1 pseudogene is annotated in these 214 nt (G+C 46.3%); it reads left to right on the forward strand.

The window, feature by feature from the left end:
* Positions 1-214 (forward strand): annotated as a pseudogene (locus H4J63_RS20065) (IS4 family transposase); the annotation flags it as partial.

The raw sequence follows: 214 nt of genomic DNA on the forward strand, positions 1-214 counted from the left end.
GCCCATTGGACACAAGAAGAAGATGCTGATGATACGTGGTATGGACTCCGGTTATTTTCTGTCGATGGAACGCAATTTCGTGCACCTGATACACCTGCTCTTGCTGAGCACTTTCACTATATTAAGCACAGTAAAAACCGTCATACAGAATATCCTATTGTACGCCTATGCGCCTTAAGCTCCTTGCGTAGCCGGTTGATACACCACGTTGCCT

Origin of the sequence: Pseudoalteromonas sp. 5Ae-yellow (assembly GCF_014077565.1) — a bacterium.
Taxonomy (GTDB): domain Bacteria; phylum Pseudomonadota; class Gammaproteobacteria; order Enterobacterales; family Alteromonadaceae; genus Pseudoalteromonas.